Annotated in this window: 12 protein-coding genes; 5 read left to right on the top strand and 7 right to left on the bottom strand. The window is 35.2% G+C overall.

Features of this window, described 5'->3' with window-relative positions; genetic code table 11:
• Positions 1-10 precede the first annotated feature (10 nt).
• From IPP64_10750 to IPP64_10735, 4 genes are all read right to left on the bottom strand, one after another.
• Entirely contained in the window at positions 11-2,500 is a 2,490-nt protein-coding gene (locus IPP64_10750; GenBank protein MBL0329869.1) for an OmpA family protein, read from the bottom strand.
• A gap of 38 nt (positions 2,501-2,538) precedes the next feature.
• Positions 2,539-5,277: a DUF3352 domain-containing protein gene (locus IPP64_10745; GenBank protein MBL0329868.1), complete on the bottom strand. Its 2,739-nt coding sequence runs from the start codon at positions 5,275-5,277 to the stop codon at positions 2,539-2,541.
• A gap of 76 nt (positions 5,278-5,353) precedes the next feature.
• A complete protein-coding gene (locus tag IPP64_10740; protein MBL0329867.1) occupies positions 5,354-5,953 on the bottom strand; it encodes a ribonuclease HII in 600 nt (199 codons plus the stop codon).
• The gene (locus IPP64_10735) at positions 5,946-7,073 is read right to left on the bottom strand and encodes a glycosyltransferase family 4 protein (protein MBL0329866.1); all 1,128 of its coding nucleotides are present in this window, start codon (positions 7,071-7,073) and stop codon (positions 5,946-5,948) included. The genes IPP64_10740 and IPP64_10735 overlap by 8 nt, the downstream gene beginning before the upstream one ends.
• A gap of 321 nt (positions 7,074-7,394) precedes the next feature.
• Here IPP64_10735 and IPP64_10730 point away from each other — a divergent pair, with 321 nt between their 5' ends.
• The 5 genes from IPP64_10730 (at position 7,395) to IPP64_10710 (ending at position 13,090) form a co-directional block, all read left to right on the top strand.
• Positions 7,395-7,949, top strand: coding sequence for an FkbM family methyltransferase (locus tag IPP64_10730; protein ID MBL0329865.1), 555 nt, complete (start codon positions 7,395-7,397; stop codon positions 7,947-7,949).
• A gap of 28 nt (positions 7,950-7,977) precedes the next feature.
• Positions 7,978-9,450, top strand: a complete 1,473-nt coding sequence (locus IPP64_10725) for an oligosaccharide flippase family protein (protein MBL0329864.1) — start codon at positions 7,978-7,980, stop codon at positions 9,448-9,450.
• Positions 9,451-9,519: 69 nt separating this feature from the next.
• On the top strand, positions 9,520-10,563 hold the full coding sequence (locus IPP64_10720; GenBank protein ID MBL0329863.1) for a hypothetical protein: 1,044 nt from the start codon (positions 9,520-9,522) through the stop codon (positions 10,561-10,563).
• 135 nt (positions 10,564-10,698) lie between these two features.
• Positions 10,699-11,640, top strand: coding sequence for a hypothetical protein (locus IPP64_10715; protein ID MBL0329862.1), 942 nt, complete (start codon positions 10,699-10,701; stop codon positions 11,638-11,640).
• 10 nt (positions 11,641-11,650) lie between these two features.
• Entirely contained in the window at positions 11,651-13,090 is a 1,440-nt protein-coding gene (locus IPP64_10710; GenBank protein ID MBL0329861.1) for an O-antigen ligase family protein, read from the top strand.
• Here the strand turns inward: IPP64_10710 and IPP64_10705 are convergent.
• The 3 genes from IPP64_10705 to efp all read right to left on the bottom strand — a co-directional run bounded on the left by IPP64_10705 (position 13,087) and on the right by efp (position 15,986).
• Positions 13,087-14,313: a PP2C family protein-serine/threonine phosphatase gene (locus tag IPP64_10705; GenBank protein MBL0329860.1), complete on the bottom strand. Its 1,227-nt coding sequence runs from the start codon at positions 14,311-14,313 to the stop codon at positions 13,087-13,089. The genes IPP64_10710 and IPP64_10705 overlap by 4 nt on opposite strands.
• Positions 14,314-14,400: 87 nt before the next feature.
• Entirely contained in the window at positions 14,401-15,336 is a 936-nt protein-coding gene (locus IPP64_10700) for a UDP-3-O-(3-hydroxymyristoyl)glucosamine N-acyltransferase (protein MBL0329859.1), read from the bottom strand.
• Positions 15,337-15,425: 89 nt separating this feature from the next.
• Entirely contained in the window at positions 15,426-15,986 is a 561-nt protein-coding gene (gene efp / locus IPP64_10695; protein ID MBL0329858.1) for an elongation factor P, read from the bottom strand.
• Positions 15,987-16,005: the final 19 nt, after the last annotated feature.

Genomic DNA, 16,005 nt, shown 5'->3' with positions numbered 1-16,005 from the left:
TTATTTATTGTTATTCGATAATTAACATTTCTACACGTCTGTTTTTCTGACGTCCGGCTTCTGTTTTATTATCCGCAATTGGTTTTTTAGAACCGAACCATTCAGCTTTAAATCTGTCTGCAGCAATTCCTTTGCTTATTAAATAATTTTGAACTGCTTTTGCACGTTTTTCAGACAATTTTAAGTTTTTCGCTTTATCACCTTGGCTATCTGTATGTCCAGAGATTTTCAATCTCCAGGTTGGCTTTTTCGCCATTAACGCTGCTAACTCATCCAACGAAGCAAGTGATTCCGGTTTGATAATGTCTTTTGCAGTAGCAAATTCCAAGTTATCAAATGCTTTCTTCAATACTTCTTCTTCTTCTTTATTCAACTTTATAGCAACATCTTTGTTGTCTTCCGGTTTTAATTTATTGTCTTGTGCTTTCAATACAATAAAACGGAAGTAGTTGTCTTTTTTCTTGTCTCTAATTGCTTTTTTAGCAATTCCACCCACAACAACTTTCACTTCAGTGTATACTTCCGTGTTTTCACCTTCTAAGTTAAATAACACCAATTCATCAGCAGGAAGCTCGTCATAGCTGAAGCTGCCATCTTTTGCTTGAACTGCAGTACGTAATGAATTTCCTTGTGAATCAATTAAAATCAATTTCACTTCAGGACATCCATTGTTTGAAGCAGGACCTGGTTTATCCGGACACTCATCTGTTTTGTCCATAATACCATCGGCATCTCTATCCGGGCAACCTTTGAATTGAGACAAGCCGGCTTCTTCCGGACAATCATCCTCTTTGTCCATAATCTTATCACCGTCTTTATCCGGGCAACCATTAAATTCAGGGATACCTGCTTCATCCGGACAAGCATCTTGTTTATCGATAATCTTATCTCCATCTTTATCTGGGCAACCTTGGAACTCAGGAGTACCCGGTTCATCCGGACAAGCATCGTCTTTATCTTGAATGTGATCGCCATCACGATCAGGGCAACCAAGAAATTCCCATGTTCCTGGTACTTCTTTACACTTATCTTTTTTATCAGATACCTTATCTTTGTCTTTATCTCTTGGTTTGCGGTACATGATAGGAATCTTAAGCATCGCATACACATCTGCACCATAGATATTTCCACGAGAAACCCATGGTCCTAAACTGTTTGTTCCAACAACAAGTGGTCCTAATCGCAAGGCAACACCGGCTTTGAAGTTTCCTGTTAAATCGTATGAAAATGGAAGAAATGCTCCAAACCATTTATGATCCCAACGCGGAGTGATGCTGAATGTAGTAAGGTCATGTACTTTTTCAGCATCTTTTTTGAAACGAGGTGACCAATAAGTTGTGAAGTTTGCATAAAAATCTTTGTATATATGATAATCCACTTGTAATGCAAACGCAGTAGGAAGATTCATTCGATAGTATTTATCTCCTTTGTCCATTGGATAATTTGCATTTAACAAACTATCAAAATCATCGAAAGATTCTACACTATCAAATTCGTGAAGGTTCCACAAGTTGATATCAGCTGTAAAGTTTTTAGAGTAAGTTCCTTTTTTGAATTTTGCATATCCAATATCCAATGCAGAAAGACCAATTCTTAATTTGTATTTGTTTTGATCTCTTCTCCATAAACCGGTTTCTCCATCCATGTCGTATTTGAATTTTTCGTAATCAGGGCGAAATTCATACACAACTCCTAAATCTAGTCCCCATGAAAATTGGGCCGTGTTTTTGAATCCGGGTTCAATTTTGTCGCCTTCATAAGTAGAGGAGTGACCATAATTTACATCTGAATGAAAAAGCGAAAGTGTGGTGTCGTTTGTGAAATTATAATCCAAGTCTTTAATGTTCATGTAAGCAGACTGAATACCTTGAATGTATTTTAAAGTGATACCAGCTTTAAAAGCATGTGCTCCATCATCTTTGAAAACATGTCCGTAACACAGTGCATATTCGACCCACGTCATTGTTTGTGCACTAAAATCTTGGTTGCTATGGTTTTGTAACCACAATGCTGAATCTTGGAGTTCGCTATAGGCAAGCTTTGCTAATTCAGGCTCTAGTCCATCAATATTTACTAATGTGCGCATTTTGGTTTTAACAGCAAAGGCATTTTTTGCATTGATGCTTACCAAAAAGGAGGGGCCGTAAATTTGGTTCGAAAAGTAGAACGACTTGTTAATATTGTTATCTCTCGTGGTTAAATAGTTGTCTCTAAAAGCTGTATCAGCAAATGCTTGATAATTGGTGTCGCTAAAATCAAAAAGTTTTCCTGAATGTTTTAACGCACTTCTTTTCAATCCGACATAGTTATTGTAAGCTGAAACACTCACACCAGCTAAACTGATATCTACTTTGTATCTGCTATCAACCACATTTGCGGGGTTAATATCTGTTCCAGTAACTCCTGAGTAGTTACTGTTCATATAGCCTAAAAAGTCTTGAGAATTAGCATTAATGGCGATTGCCATAGAGCAAGCAATTGAGAGAATAATTTTTTTCATACGGTTGGGTGTAATTTTACCGAATAAAGATATAAAAATTACTTCAATTGGTAGACAAAAATTGAATTTTCAGAGCTTCCTGTTATTAAGTTGTAATGACCCTCATTATTGAGGTCGCCAATGGTAAAGGACGTTTTTCCATTGATTGGAAATCCCTCAAATAAGGCACCATTGTTATTGAATAAATAGAGTTCGCTTGAATCTTCCGAAGTGACACCAATTTTGCCCTGATTATCAGGGAATAAGAAGAATAGAGGGGTTTGTGAAATTTTATTTTCAAACTCATATTTGAATAAGAGCGCTTTGTCCTGGCCAAAAACTTTTAATTCCGATCGAGTCAGAAGGATGTATTCTTTCGTTTTATCATTGTTAATATCTTTGTAGTCGAAGTAGGGTGAGGTTTCAAAATCCTGCAGTTTAATGCGTTCTTTCTGATTTGTTAAACTGATTTTTATCATGTTTCCGAGTGTGTCAGCAGCAATAATGTATGATTTTGAATAATCTTTCCCTCCTTCCACAAAATAGTTTCGTATCCCTTCCTCCATTTGTTCTATTAAATTTACGCGAATGCCTCCTTTTCGATCCAGGATGTAAATTTTCCCTGATTTATCAATTGCAATTAAATGATCTTTATTGTTTGCCATAAAATATTGTATGGGCGTAAATACTTGATCTGCTGTTTTGTCAAATGCAAAAGCAGTTAATTGTTCTCCATTTGCTTTATAACAAACAATGCGTTTGTTTTCGGTTGCAATAAAAATTCGATAATCGCGATTTTTTTCATAATCGATTACTGAAATTGCGTTGGTAGCAGGGGATCTCAGTTTTATTGGAAAGCCTTCCATGTCATTTCCATTCCTGTCGAACATATAGATGTATGAGCGAGTATTAAAAATCAATTGAAGTTTATTGTTTTTAAGCACATCTACTTGCATCACATCACTCATTATTTTTTCGTTTATCTTTTTTGTCCAGATAATTTTTCCTGTATTGCTTATTAAATAAATTTTATTGGCATCATCTTGAACAAAAACTTCTTTTCCTTTCGTTTTGTGATTTATTAAAAGATAAGGTCTACTGCTTATTGTTGTATCTAGCTTTGCTTCCCAGATTGTGCCGGCTTGTTGTTTTTGTTCGGGATTGTATTTTAAAAAGATATTGCTGTAAAATAATTTGTTGTTGGAAGAAAATTGAATGCCGATGGCTTCAAATTTTTTAATCAATTCTTCTTTTGCATTCAAGGTGTTTGCTAATTCTTCGTTTACAAAATTGCTATAAAGAGTATTGGATCTAGCGATGGAATTATATAAATAAACATTGGACTCCGCAGAGATGTTTTCTGAAAAAGCTTTGTAATTTTTATCATTTGCGAATGTTTTTCTGCTTTCGATAGCATCGATATAGGATTGAATTTCATTCGAAGTGTTAGCGAAAAGGATGTAGTTTTCGATTGCAGTGAAGTAATTGTGTTTAATTTTCTGAAATTGTGAACCCAATAAATTGGGTAGTAAATTGTTGATGTTTAAATGATTGATGAAGTAGCCTTTGTAAGAAACAGTATCATTCGTTGATTCGTTTGCTTTTGAAGCAGAACTTAGTTCATTCAGTGTATTTAATGCTTCTTCAATGTTGTTTGATCGGATTATCGCATAAGCGCTGCATTCGGAGTTTTTTTCAGAATCAGTATTTAAAACAAGTGCCATTTCATTGTCCATCCATTGGAGCATACTGTTTTCGATATCTGTATTTAGTTCAGAATTTATTTTTTTGATAAATCCTGTGTATGTGTTTATTTCTTTTTTTACGGTTAATTGTTTTTTATAATCTTCTTGAAATGTTTTCACACTGCTCATTCCTAAAAACAAAAAAGTATTTGAGGAGGAAGGAATAATTTTTATCACCTCCATCTCTTGTGGTTTTTGATTACTAAATAAACTTAAAAAACTCTTGCCTGAATCACTTGCTGCTGTGAATCCGGATAACATCAATGCATTTGGTTTAATTGAAATGTCCCAGCTAGAGCAATCTGCAAAGTTGGTAAGAGCCGGAATTGTTTTGCTCGTTTTTAACAGAAGAAGTGGGGCGGATAAGGAAGAGAAATTTTGGTAGTTGATGTAAACATTCGCATCCACATTTTTACCCGCTGTAGAAATTATTTTTTTGAACTGTTTGTTGTTGTTTAACGAAATGCCTGATTTTAATTGGTGAATGGAGTTTTGTATTAGTTTTTGATTTAAGGAAATAATGACAATTCCTTCTGAGATCGAAAAAGAAAAATGGCTGGTTGCTGTTGAAATGGTATGAATCGTTTCTCCTTCAAATTCCTGTTCTGTTTTTGTTTTTTTTGAATTGTATATGTTTTCAAAAAAGAATTCCTCCACCGCGCTTTTGTATGTTAGATTGGGTAAGCTAATCGTGTAAAGTAAATCAAAGCTGTTGTTTCCATTACTATGGGCAGAAATAAAAATAGAATGGTTATCAAGGTGGGCGGCAATTTCAGGCGTGGCTTCTAAAATGGAATCTATATAAACACCTTGTTGATTTATTTGGGAAACACTTTCTGTCACTATAAGTTCTTCCCACATAATATTCGTTTGCGAGAGTTTTTTCCAGGTGTTTTTCGATTGTTTGCTTTCAAAAATGATAGCTGCATCCGTTGGAATTGCATTGATGCTTTCGCTAATAGGGACTCGTGCTTCTTTGGTATGGAAAAACCAATACATGCCACCAATGAGCAGTATAGTAACAACAATTCCGAATATTATTTTTCTTTGCATTTACATCGTAAAATTAATGTAAACTGATTGGTTCAATACGCGTTTATTGATGTTTTTACTAACAATAAAATGCACATTAAAATTCTATTTTTAATTGGTCGGGGAGTTGTTTGAAGCTTTTGCGGTGATGTTCGGTAATTCCAAATCGTTCAATAGCTTTGCGATGACTTGCTGTAGCATACGCTCTGTTGTGCAGCCAATCGTATTGAGGAAACTTTTCGTGGAGTTCATCCATAAGGTCATCCCTGTATGTTTTAGCTAGAATAGAAGCAGCGGCAATGCTTAAGTATTTTCCATCACCTTGTATAATGCAGGTATGAGGGATCTCTTTGTATTTTTTAAATCGGTTACCATCAATTAATAAACTTTGAGGTGTGGTTTTTAGTTGATCGAGTGCTCGGTGCATTGCGAGGAAAGAAGCGTTTAAAATATTGATTTCGTCAATTTCTTCAACACTTACAATTCCCACTGCCCAGGCAATCGCTTCTGCCTCAATGATTGGACGTAATTCTTTTCGTTGTTTGTCTGTTAACTTTTTTGAATCGTCCAGTAATTTATTTTTAAAGTTTTTGGGAAGAATAACAGCTGCCGCATGAACCGGTCCAGCCAAGCAGCCTCTACCGGCTTCATCACATCCTGCTTCAATCAGGTTTTTATCGAAATATTTTTTAAGCATTTAACGTTTTTTCAATGGAGCTCCATAAGGCATCAGCTGTTTTGTCCCAGCTGAAATCAAGCTTGCGTTTTCTGCCTTTTTCGATTAATGATTGACGCATATCTGCATCTTTATACATGTATATCATTGCTTTGCTGATTGAATCAACCGAGAATGGATCTACCAATAGAGCTGCATCACCTGCAACTTCCGGCATGGATGTAATGTTACTTGTGATAACAGGTGTATCACAATTCATTGCTTCTAAAATAGGAATGCCAAAACCCTCGAAATAGGGGATATAGGTCATCGCTAAAGCTGACGCAATAAAATGATGTAGGTCATTTGTATTTAAGCGACCGGTAAAAATGACGTCCTCTTTGAATTTCATGCTGAGGTAGGTCTCTTTTATCTCCTTTGTCCAGCGATACTTTTCTCCTACAATAACCAATTTTACATCATTCTTTTCGCTTGCTTTAAAGGAGTCGAATGCTTCAAATAGCCTGGAAATATTCTTTCTTGGCTGTAATGCTCCAACAAATAAAAAATAGTCGCATCCACTCGAAAAGGTTTGTTTTGTTTTGATTTTCAAATCGTGGCTGATTGGTATGTATGCTTGGTTGCAGCCATTGTAAACAACATCTATCAAAGATGGGTTAGTTTTATAGCAATCAACAATGTCTTTTTTTGAAAATTCGGAAACGGTTGCAATTCGGGTTGCCTTTTTAGCAAATTTTGGAAAAAAGTGTGTGTAATACTTGCGAACCATCCATGAAACATCTTTTGGATGATGTTCGAAATTGATATCGTGAATAACGGCTAATTGTTTACAATTGGCTTTGAGCGATAAATATCCATCCGGAGAAAGAAAAAGGTCGGGTTTAAATCGGTTTAAAAAATTGGCGACAGAAAACTCGAACCACCAATAGAAAAGAATCGGATGACGTGCTTGCGGAGACAAAATAAGTGGCGTAACATTATCTGAAAATATAAAATCCTCATCAAAATCACGGTCAAATAGAAAAACGAAGTGGTGTTCAGGATGTTTCGCTGTGATACGTCTGAGGGTTTCATATGTGAACCATCCTATACCTTCTAACTTATTTTGTATTAGTAATCGCGTATTTACTACTATTTCCATATCTCTGAGAGCGGTTTTTCTTTATGTAAAAACCTTGCAGTTCATTCGCTTTCTGGTCAAATTCTCCTTAGCGTCACTTATTATAAAACTACTGTTTCGCAACGAAATTACATAAAAAATCATACTTTTACAGCCCGAATGAAAAACACGGTCAAATATATCTTACACAAACTGTTGGGATTTAAGAACTATCTTTTCATTTTCTCATTGTACAAAATTCTTACCCTGAGAAAAGATAAAAATGAGAAGGATTTCTTTGCCTTTTTGCATTTACTCCCGGAGAATACCGCGGTATTAGATATTGGTGCTAATATTGGTATAATGACAGTTCATTTGGCTCGCACCATCAAAGGAGTGACCGTATACAGCTTTGAGCCAATGCCGAATAATATCATTGCATTTAAGCGGATTGTGAAGTATTTTAAATTGGATAATGTAAAATTATTTGAAATTGCGCTTGGGAATAGCGAAGGTGAAGTGGAAATGGTGATGCCGGTAATCTCGAATGTTCGCATGCAGGGATTAAGTCATGTTGTGCATGAATCCATACCAGACAATAATGTCGGTGAGCGCTTTAAAGTTCCCTTGAGAATGTTAGACAATATGATTGAGATTACCAATTCTGGTAAGCGTATTAGCGGAATAAAAATAGATGTTGAAAATTTTGAATTTTTTGTATTGGATGGCGCCAAACAGCTAATTGCTAAAAACAAGCCGGTAGTATATGCTGAATTGTGGGAAAATGAAAACAGAGAAAAGTGTTTTGAATTGTTTCGTTCGTTGAATTACAAGGCGGTTGTTGTTGTTGATAATAAAGCTGTTGAATTTGATGCAACCAAACACAAAACACAAAATTTCATTTTTTTAACAAAGTAGTAGACGCTTAACTAACTAAATTTATAGAATGCAAAAAAAGTTTCTGACCAATTTAGGGTTAATCTTGTTTTTGAATTTGTTGATCAAGCCCATCTATATATTTGGGATTGAGAAAGCTGTTCAGGAACAGGTTGGCACTGCTGCATACGGAATTTATTTTGCCATCTTCAATTTTTCCTTTTTACTCACCATTATTTTGGATTTTGGGATAACAAATTTCAATAATAAAAACATCGCTCAGAATAGCCATTTATTCACCAAACATTTTTCCAGCCTATTTACTCTCAAGTTAATTTTAGCTGTCATTTACATCATTATTGTTGTGGTTATTGGTTTGGTGATTGGTTATGATACTCGATTAATGAAACTCTTGTTAATTCAAGGTTTTAATATGTTTTTGGTATTCTTTATTAATTATTTGCGTTCCAATTTGGCGGCTCTTCATTTGTTTAAAACGGATGGAATGATATCTGTAATGGATCGTTCAATAATGATTGTTGCCGGGATTGTATTGCTCAATTCGGGTATTCTCTATTCCGAAAATGGAATTATGTATTTTGTGTATACACAAACCTGTTCGTTGCTTCTTACAGTTGTAATTACATTTTTAATCATTGTAAAGAAAACACATTCTTTTAAGTTAAGCTGGAATTGGCCCTTTTCGTTAATGATCTTGAAAAAGAGTTTTCCGTTTGCCATTTTAACATTGTTAATGTCATTCTATAATCGTATCGACTCTGTGATGATTGAGCGTATGTTGCCGGATGGCGATATACAATCGGGTATTTATGCGCAGGGTTTTCGGATTTTAGATGCAACCAAAATGATTGCCTTTTTAGTGGCTGGTGTTCTCTTGCCAGTTTTTTCTCGTATGTTGAAGCATAAAGAGTCCGTAGAATCTTTAATTAAGCTGATTAGCACCTTATTGCTTGCTCCGGCAATTGTTATTGGAGTGGGCTGTTTTTTTTATAACACTGAGCTTATCGGCCAATTATACCCGCAACATGTAAATGAAACAGCTGAAGTGTATGCATTGCATTTACAGCAGTCGGCAAAAATATTTAGCTTATTAATGTTAAGTTTTGTAGCTGTGTCAACAACCTATATTTTCGGAACCTTGCTGACTGCGAATGGGAACATGCGACAGTTGAATTATATGGCAGCTTCTGGAATGATTCTCAATATCATTCTAAATTATATCTTGATTCAACAGTATGAGGCCTTTGGGTCAGCTATTTCAAGCATGTTTACACAGTTCATAACAGCGATTATACAGGTTGCCATTGCACAGCGGATTTTCAAATTTAAGGTCAATTATCGATTGATAAATATCTTCATTACATTCATTGTTGGTGTAATTGCAATCAATTATGGCTCAAAAATGCTCCATTTTGATTGGATGATTAATTTTGCTATAATGGTTGTTGCGTGCGGTTTATGGGCATTTATTACCGGAATTATTAGCATAAAGTCGATGTTTCGACTGCTTAAGTACGGATAAACCTTATAAAATTGGGCAGATTGCCATTTTTTTCTAATTTTGTTGTCCCATATTAAAATTTACTCAGTTATGATGGACAAGAAGGTTCAAGCAGCATCCGATTTTAATTCATTTAATGTTTTGTATTTTATATATAAATGGCGTAAACCACTTATTCTTGTTGGAATTGCTGCGTTTATTATTTCTTGCATAGTAGCATTAACAATTAAGGAAAAATATAAATCCACTGTAATTTTGTTTCCTGCCACTACGAACTCTATATCCAAGGCACTTTTAACAGAAAACAATGTGAAGCAAGAAGACGTTTTGCAGTTTGGTGAAGAGGAGGAAGCAGAACAAATGCTTCAAATTCTTAATTCAGACGAAATTCGTACCCGAGTTTGCGAAAAATACAATCTAATGGCACATTATGGTATTGATTCAACAGATAAGTTGAAGCGTACTAAATTATATGATGAATTTCAAAGCAACATTACGTTTAAACGTACAGAATATATGTCCGTTAAAATTGAAGTGATGGATAATGACCCTGAATTGGCATCTGTAATTGCAAATGATATCGCTGCGTTACATGATTCAACGAAAATTAGAATTCAAAAGGACCGTGCTATGCGATCGTTGAAAATTGTGGAACAAGAGTATTTTCAAAAGGTGCAAGATGTAAAAAATGGAATTGATTCAATGAAAATATTGAATAGCTACGGAATTTATGATTATGAATCTCAGTCAGAAGTAACCAGTGAGCAATATGCAATTGCCTTAGCAAAAGGTGATCAACGTGCCGTAAAATTGTTGGAAGAGAAATTAAAAATCATTGGATTGTATGGTGGTGCTTATGTCTCATTGAGAGAAAACTTATACATGCAACGCAAGCAATTGAACTTGCTTAAAACAAAATATGAGGAAGTAAAAGTGGATGCAACAGAAGTGTTGCCTCAAAAATTTGTTGTGAGTACTGCATTTCCTGCTGAAAAAAAATCCTATCCGGTTAGATGGGTGATTGTAGTGGTTTCTACTTTTGCTACTTTATTAGCTGCAATTATTGCTATTTTATTGTTGGAGAATATCCGACAGATTAGAAATGAAGTGAAGGAGGGGCCTGTTGCTGAGTGAATACGGAAACCTGTTTTAATTGAAGAGGAGATTAGTGTTAAAAAAACAGGAAATCCGCTGATTGAAAAAATTAAAATTGTTAAGTCGAATGTTATTCAGTCGACAAAAGAGATTGGATTACTAAAAAAAGGTATAATGTCAGAATACACTGAAACTACTTATGACCTGCTAAAAATAATAAAGAAGAAAAAGCTTCACTTTATTGTGGTTACTCTTGTAACCATTGGTATAGCGGCACTATTTTCAAGCCCTTTATTTATGAAACCGAGATATAAATCGTATGCGATTATGTATCCTGCCAATATTACTCCCTATAGTGAAGAAAGTGCTTCTGAGCAGTTGCTGCAACTTTTTGGTTCTGCGGATATACGAAATGCGGTAGTGAAAAAATTCAATTTGTATGCGTATTATAAAATTGATTCTACAGACAAGGCTGCAACTACCTACATGATTGATATGTACGATTCTCGTGTAGAAGTAGGACGAACGCAATTTGAATCTGTTGAAATTTCTGTTCTTGATGAAGACCCTTTGCGAGCATCTGCAATGGTTGAAGAAATTATTCATTCAATGAATCTAAAAGCACGCGAATTACAACGTGAAAAATCAAAAGAAGTTGAAGTAATTATTAAGAATCAGTTGGAGTTGAAAAAGAAAAATTTAGACTCTATTGATGAGCGGTTGCACGAATTGAGAGTAAAATACCAGTTATTCGATTATGATATGCAAGTGAAAGAAGTAACCAAAAGTTATTTAAAAGCAGTTGCGGCCGGAGGGAAAAATCTAAAAGAGATTGATACGATGATGCGTAATCTGGAGGAAAAAGGTGGGGAGTATTTTCAATTACAAAAAACAATGAAGGTTTTGTTGGAGAGCTACAGTAAAACAAAATTGGAATACGATGAAGTATTGAAGGATATTAATAAAGAACTGACTTATGCAAATGTGGTTACTAAACCTGCGCCTTCATTTACCAAAGCATATCCGATTCGTTGGTTGATTGTTTTGGCTTCAGTCGCTTCCGCTAACCTATTCCTTTTTATATTATTTGTCATTTTAGAGAATAGAAAAAATTAATTCAAATTCATTGTTAGAACAGAAAAATATAAAATGGGTGTATGCCTTAAGTATAGCTTTTATACTTGTAAATGCGATATGCACTTATTTTGAATTTTATTACTTCAATCTATTGCCGGCAGCCATTTTGGTGCTCTTGTTGGCTCTTTTTTCTTTGGATAAATTAATACTAATTGTTGTTTTTCTAACCCCTCTTGCCATTAATCTTCAGAATATTGATGGAGGTTTTGGACTCAGCTTGCCTACAGAACCAATCATCTTTGGAATTATGATGGTTTTTATTTTTAAGCAATTGTATAGCAATTCCTTAGAAGCGAGCTTAATGAAGCATCCAATTACAATAGCCATTCTGATTAATTTGGTTTGGATATTTATTACTTCTATCACCAGTGACCTTCCAGTTGTTTCATTTAAATTTTTAATTGCACGCTTGTGGTTTGTGATTGCCTTTTATTTTATTGGAACACAACTATTCAAGAAGTTTAATAACATTAAAGTCTTTACATGGCTATACATTCTCTCCTTTTCAATTATTATTGTTTATACACTTTACAATCATGCATTGGTCAACTTTGATGAGCAAATTGCCAATTACATTATGTCGCCTTTTTATAACGATCATACTGTTTATGGTGCAATGTTGGCGATGTTCCTGCCGATGTTGTTTTTTTATACAATGAATAAAAAATACAGTGGAAGCGTGAAATTTGCTGCCTCCCTATTTTTGATTTTATTTATTGTGGCGTTGATTTTTTCATACACGCGAGCAGCATGGGTAAGTTTGGTTGTAGCACTTGTAGCCTACATTTTATTGTTATTGAGAATAAAATTTAGAACCATTTTAATAGCCTTTGTCGGACTTTGTGCAGTTGCATTGTATTATCAAACAGAAATCATCATGAAGTTGGAGAAGAATCGCCAAGATGCCTCTCAGGACTTCAATGAACACATTGAGTCGATTTCAAATATTTCTACAGATGCTTCGAATTTGGAGCGTCTAAATCGATGGAATGCAGCTTTTAGAATGTTTAAGGAACGTCCTATTTTTGGATGGGGACCGGGTACATATAGTTTCGAATACGCTCCTTTTCAGCATGCGCACGAAAAAACGATTATCAGTACCAATATGGGTGATAAAGGTAACGCACACAGTGAATATATCGGCCCTCTATGCGAGTCGGGTGTTTTAGGTGCACTTACATTTATTGGGATTGTAATTGTGGTGCTTTCAACAGGTTTTAGATTGTATTATACTGTGAAAGAGAATGAAACAAAGAAAATGGTTTTAGTACTCTTGCTCGGATTTATTACCTACATCGTACATGGTGGTTTAAATAACTTTTTGGATACAGATAAAGCTTCTGTTCCTTTTTGGGGATTTGTTGCAGCGCTTGTTGCAATTGACTTATACCACAAAAATAAGCCGAAACAAGAACAAATTGCGGATTAAAATACCTTGATGCTAAACAAGGCAATGTCATCAATGTAAGGTCGGCTCTGTTTATAATTCATTACCGTTTCCATAATTTTTACATTTAATTCCATCATATTTAATTTCGGGTTGTTTTTGATTAATTCTTTTAGTGAATCAATTCCGAAATCTTCTCCTTTATCGTTTTCTAATTCTGTTAAACCATCGGTATAACAAACAATGGTAGTTCCGGGAGAAATGTTGACAATCCCTTCTTTTATCTTATCAATTTCATCAAACATCCCGAGTCCGGTACATCCGATTTTGAGTGTGCTTACAGAATTGCCGGATGCTAACAAGGGTGGGTTGTGCGCAGCATTTACGTAGGTTAATGTTCGCGTAACCAAGTTGTACTTTGCAATAAACAGAGTAATAAATTTTTCACCTTTTGCATTCGCCATTACCTTCCCATTTAATTCTTTTACCAATTCGGTAAGGGAAGATGTATGCTGAAACAATACACGAAGATTTGCTTGAAAATTTGACATCAATAAAGCAGCAGCCACCCCTTTTCCTGAAACGTCTGCAACACAAAATGCGCATTCGTTTTCATTTAACCACATGAAGTCATAATAGTCGCCTCCAACTTGCTGGTGCGGCAAATAAAATGCGGCTGTATCAATGTTTTTATCGCGTGGCAATGAACTTGGAAAAAGCATTGATTGCATTTCAGATGCCAGTTCGAGCTCTTTACGCATCGCGGCTTGACGAATCGTATCGCGTGCTAATTTTTTATTCTCGATGGCTACAACAATAATACTCGTAAGTGTTTGTACGAATGGTAAATGTTTAATGGCCGGACTCACTTCCACTTTGTCTTCCAAATCTCCAATCAGTACATAAGCCAATGGGTGGGATTTATGAAAAACAGGAATAACGATTTCAAATGCTTTGCTGAGTCTTTTTTGAGAAAAATTAATGGTGCCAATTTCCGTTATGGATAATAAATCACACTCCACATTGATGTCATTATATTCTTCACCTACACCATATTTTAGAATGCACTTCCAGCTATCGTGCTCGTTACTGAATAGCACAAGCTTTCCTATGTTTAACTGTTTCTCTAAAACTTCTTCAAAAATTTCGAGTAACTGCTCGGTAGAAAAATTGTTGTTAATCGCTTTGGTAATTTCCAACAAGGAGTTAAGTTTAATATCCTTAACTCTTTTTGATTGATTTTTATTTGTTGGACTAGCTGACATAAACTGATTTTACAAAAGCAAATTTATAGTAATTAAGCAGTGTTGGTGTTAAATTTAGACAAAAAAAGAATAAAGAACGATGTAAATCTATTTCTCAGTAATCTTCTTTATTAAATCAGGGAGCATTTTTAATGCAGCAACTTCTTTCATTTTCCCTCTCGCTTCCCCTGCTGGTGATCCAAAGTACGTTTTTCCTGCCGGAATATCCTCTCCTAAGCCTGATTGAGCCAACAATACAGAGCCTTTTCCTAATTTAACGTCACTCCGAACGCCTGCCTGCCCCCATAAGGTAACTCCATCTTCTATAATAACTACTCCCGCAACAGCAACATGGGCAGCGATTAAACACATTTTTCCAATTTGTGTATCGTGTGCTATTTGTACATGATTATCAATTTTTGTACCCGCACCAATTTTAGTATCCCCGGAAACACCTTTGTCGATAGTGCAAAGCGCACCAATTTCAACATCATTTTCAATAATAACACTTCCACATGAAATCATTTTATCAAAATAGTCTGTCCTCTTTTTATAATAAAAAGCATCCGCACCAATTACCGTATTCGCGTGAATAATTACATTGTTCCCAATATGGCAATTATCATAAATGGTCACATTCGGATGTATCACACAGTGTTCACCAATCGTAACATTGTTTCCAAGATATACTCCCGGCATAAGGATGCTGGTTTTGCCTACTTTAGCTGTTTCACCTATTTGTTTTAAGGAATAAGAAAGTGGTTGAAAATGGCGGACAAGTTTATTGTAATCTCTAAATGGATCTTCTGAAATTAATAATGCTTTTCCTTGCGGACAGGCTACTTTTTTATTGATAAGAATTGTTGTTGCTTTTGATAATAAGGCTTTATCATAATACTTTGGATGATCCACAAAAACGATATCTCCGGGCTCCACCATGTGAATTTCATTTAATCCGGTGATGAGATGGTCCGCTTTGCCATCAAATTCACAATTGATGATGGCAGCGATGTCTTTTAATGTATAAGAGGATGCTAATTTCATAATAATTCAAACTTATTCTATCTCTCAAATATAATAAAAAAGTCCCCAATGGAGTAGTGGGGACTTTTTATTATTATAAGAATAGATTATTATTTTACACGTTCAACATAGGAGTTTGTACGAGTGTCAATTTTAATTTTTTCACCTTCATTCACAAATAATGGCACGTTAACAACTGCGCCAGTTTCCATCGTTGCCGGTTTTAATGTGTTTGTTGCAGTATCGCCTTTTACGCCTGGTTCTGCATAGGTAATTACTAATTCCACAAATACAGGAGGTTCGGCTAAAATCGGCTCATCTCCTTCAAAGGAAACTTTAATTTCCATTCCTTCTTTTAAAAATTTTATTGAATCACCTAATAGAAATGCTGGGATATGAATTTGTTCGTAGTTATCGTTATCCATTACCACAATAAATTCTCCTTCTGGATAAATGAACTGCATGTTTTTGTATTCAACACGCACAACTTCAACTGCTTCACCTGCACGGAAACGATTCTCCACAATTTTCCCGTTTTTTAAGTTACGCATACGCGCTTGGTAGAATGCACGCAAATTTCCCGGTGTGCGGTGTTGATATTCTTCGATTTTGCAAAGTTCTCCGTTAAAACGGATTACTGTACCTACGTTAATGTCGCCTGAGTTTGCCATTGAAAATATTGTTTAAAGT

The sequence above is a fragment of the Bacteroidota bacterium genome (assembly GCA_016722565.1).
Lineage (GTDB): Bacteria > Bacteroidota > Bacteroidia > 2-12-FULL-35-15 > 2-12-FULL-35-15 > 2-12-FULL-35-15.
Note: the sequence above shows the minus strand (reverse complement) of the source record. Positions and strands in the feature narration are given on the sequence as shown.

Excerpts from the sequence above, each read along its gene's own strand:
- IPP64_10725 (MBL0329864.1), top strand. The coding sequence starts at position 7,978 with ATGCAAAAAAAGTTTCTGACCAATTTAGGGTTAATCTTGTTTTTGAAT.
- IPP64_10745 (MBL0329868.1), bottom strand. The coding sequence starts at position 5,277 with ATGCAAAGAAAAATAATATTCGGAATTGTTGTTACTATACTGCTCATT.
- IPP64_10715 (MBL0329862.1), top strand. The coding sequence starts at position 10,699 with ATGTCAGAATACACTGAAACTACTTATGACCTGCTAAAAATAATAAAG.
- IPP64_10705 (MBL0329860.1), bottom strand. The coding sequence starts at position 14,313 with ATGTCAGCTAGTCCAACAAATAAAAATCAATCAAAAAGAGTTAAGGAT.
- IPP64_10730 (MBL0329865.1), top strand. The coding sequence starts at position 7,395 with ATGACAGTTCATTTGGCTCGCACCATCAAAGGAGTGACCGTATACAGC.
- efp (MBL0329858.1), bottom strand. The coding sequence starts at position 15,986 with ATGGCAAACTCAGGCGACATTAACGTAGGTACAGTAATCCGTTTTAAC.
- IPP64_10740 (MBL0329867.1), bottom strand. The coding sequence starts at position 5,953 with ATGCTTAAAAAATATTTCGATAAAAACCTGATTGAAGCAGGATGTGAT.
- IPP64_10750 (MBL0329869.1), bottom strand. The coding sequence starts at position 2,500 with ATGAAAAAAATTATTCTCTCAATTGCTTGCTCTATGGCAATCGCCATT.
- IPP64_10720 (MBL0329863.1), top strand. The coding sequence starts at position 9,520 with ATGATGGACAAGAAGGTTCAAGCAGCATCCGATTTTAATTCATTTAAT.
- IPP64_10700 (MBL0329859.1), bottom strand. The coding sequence starts at position 15,336 with ATGAAATTAGCATCCTCTTATACATTAAAAGACATCGCTGCCATCATC.
- IPP64_10735 (MBL0329866.1), bottom strand. The coding sequence starts at position 7,073 with ATGGAAATAGTAGTAAATACGCGATTACTAATACAAAATAAGTTAGAA.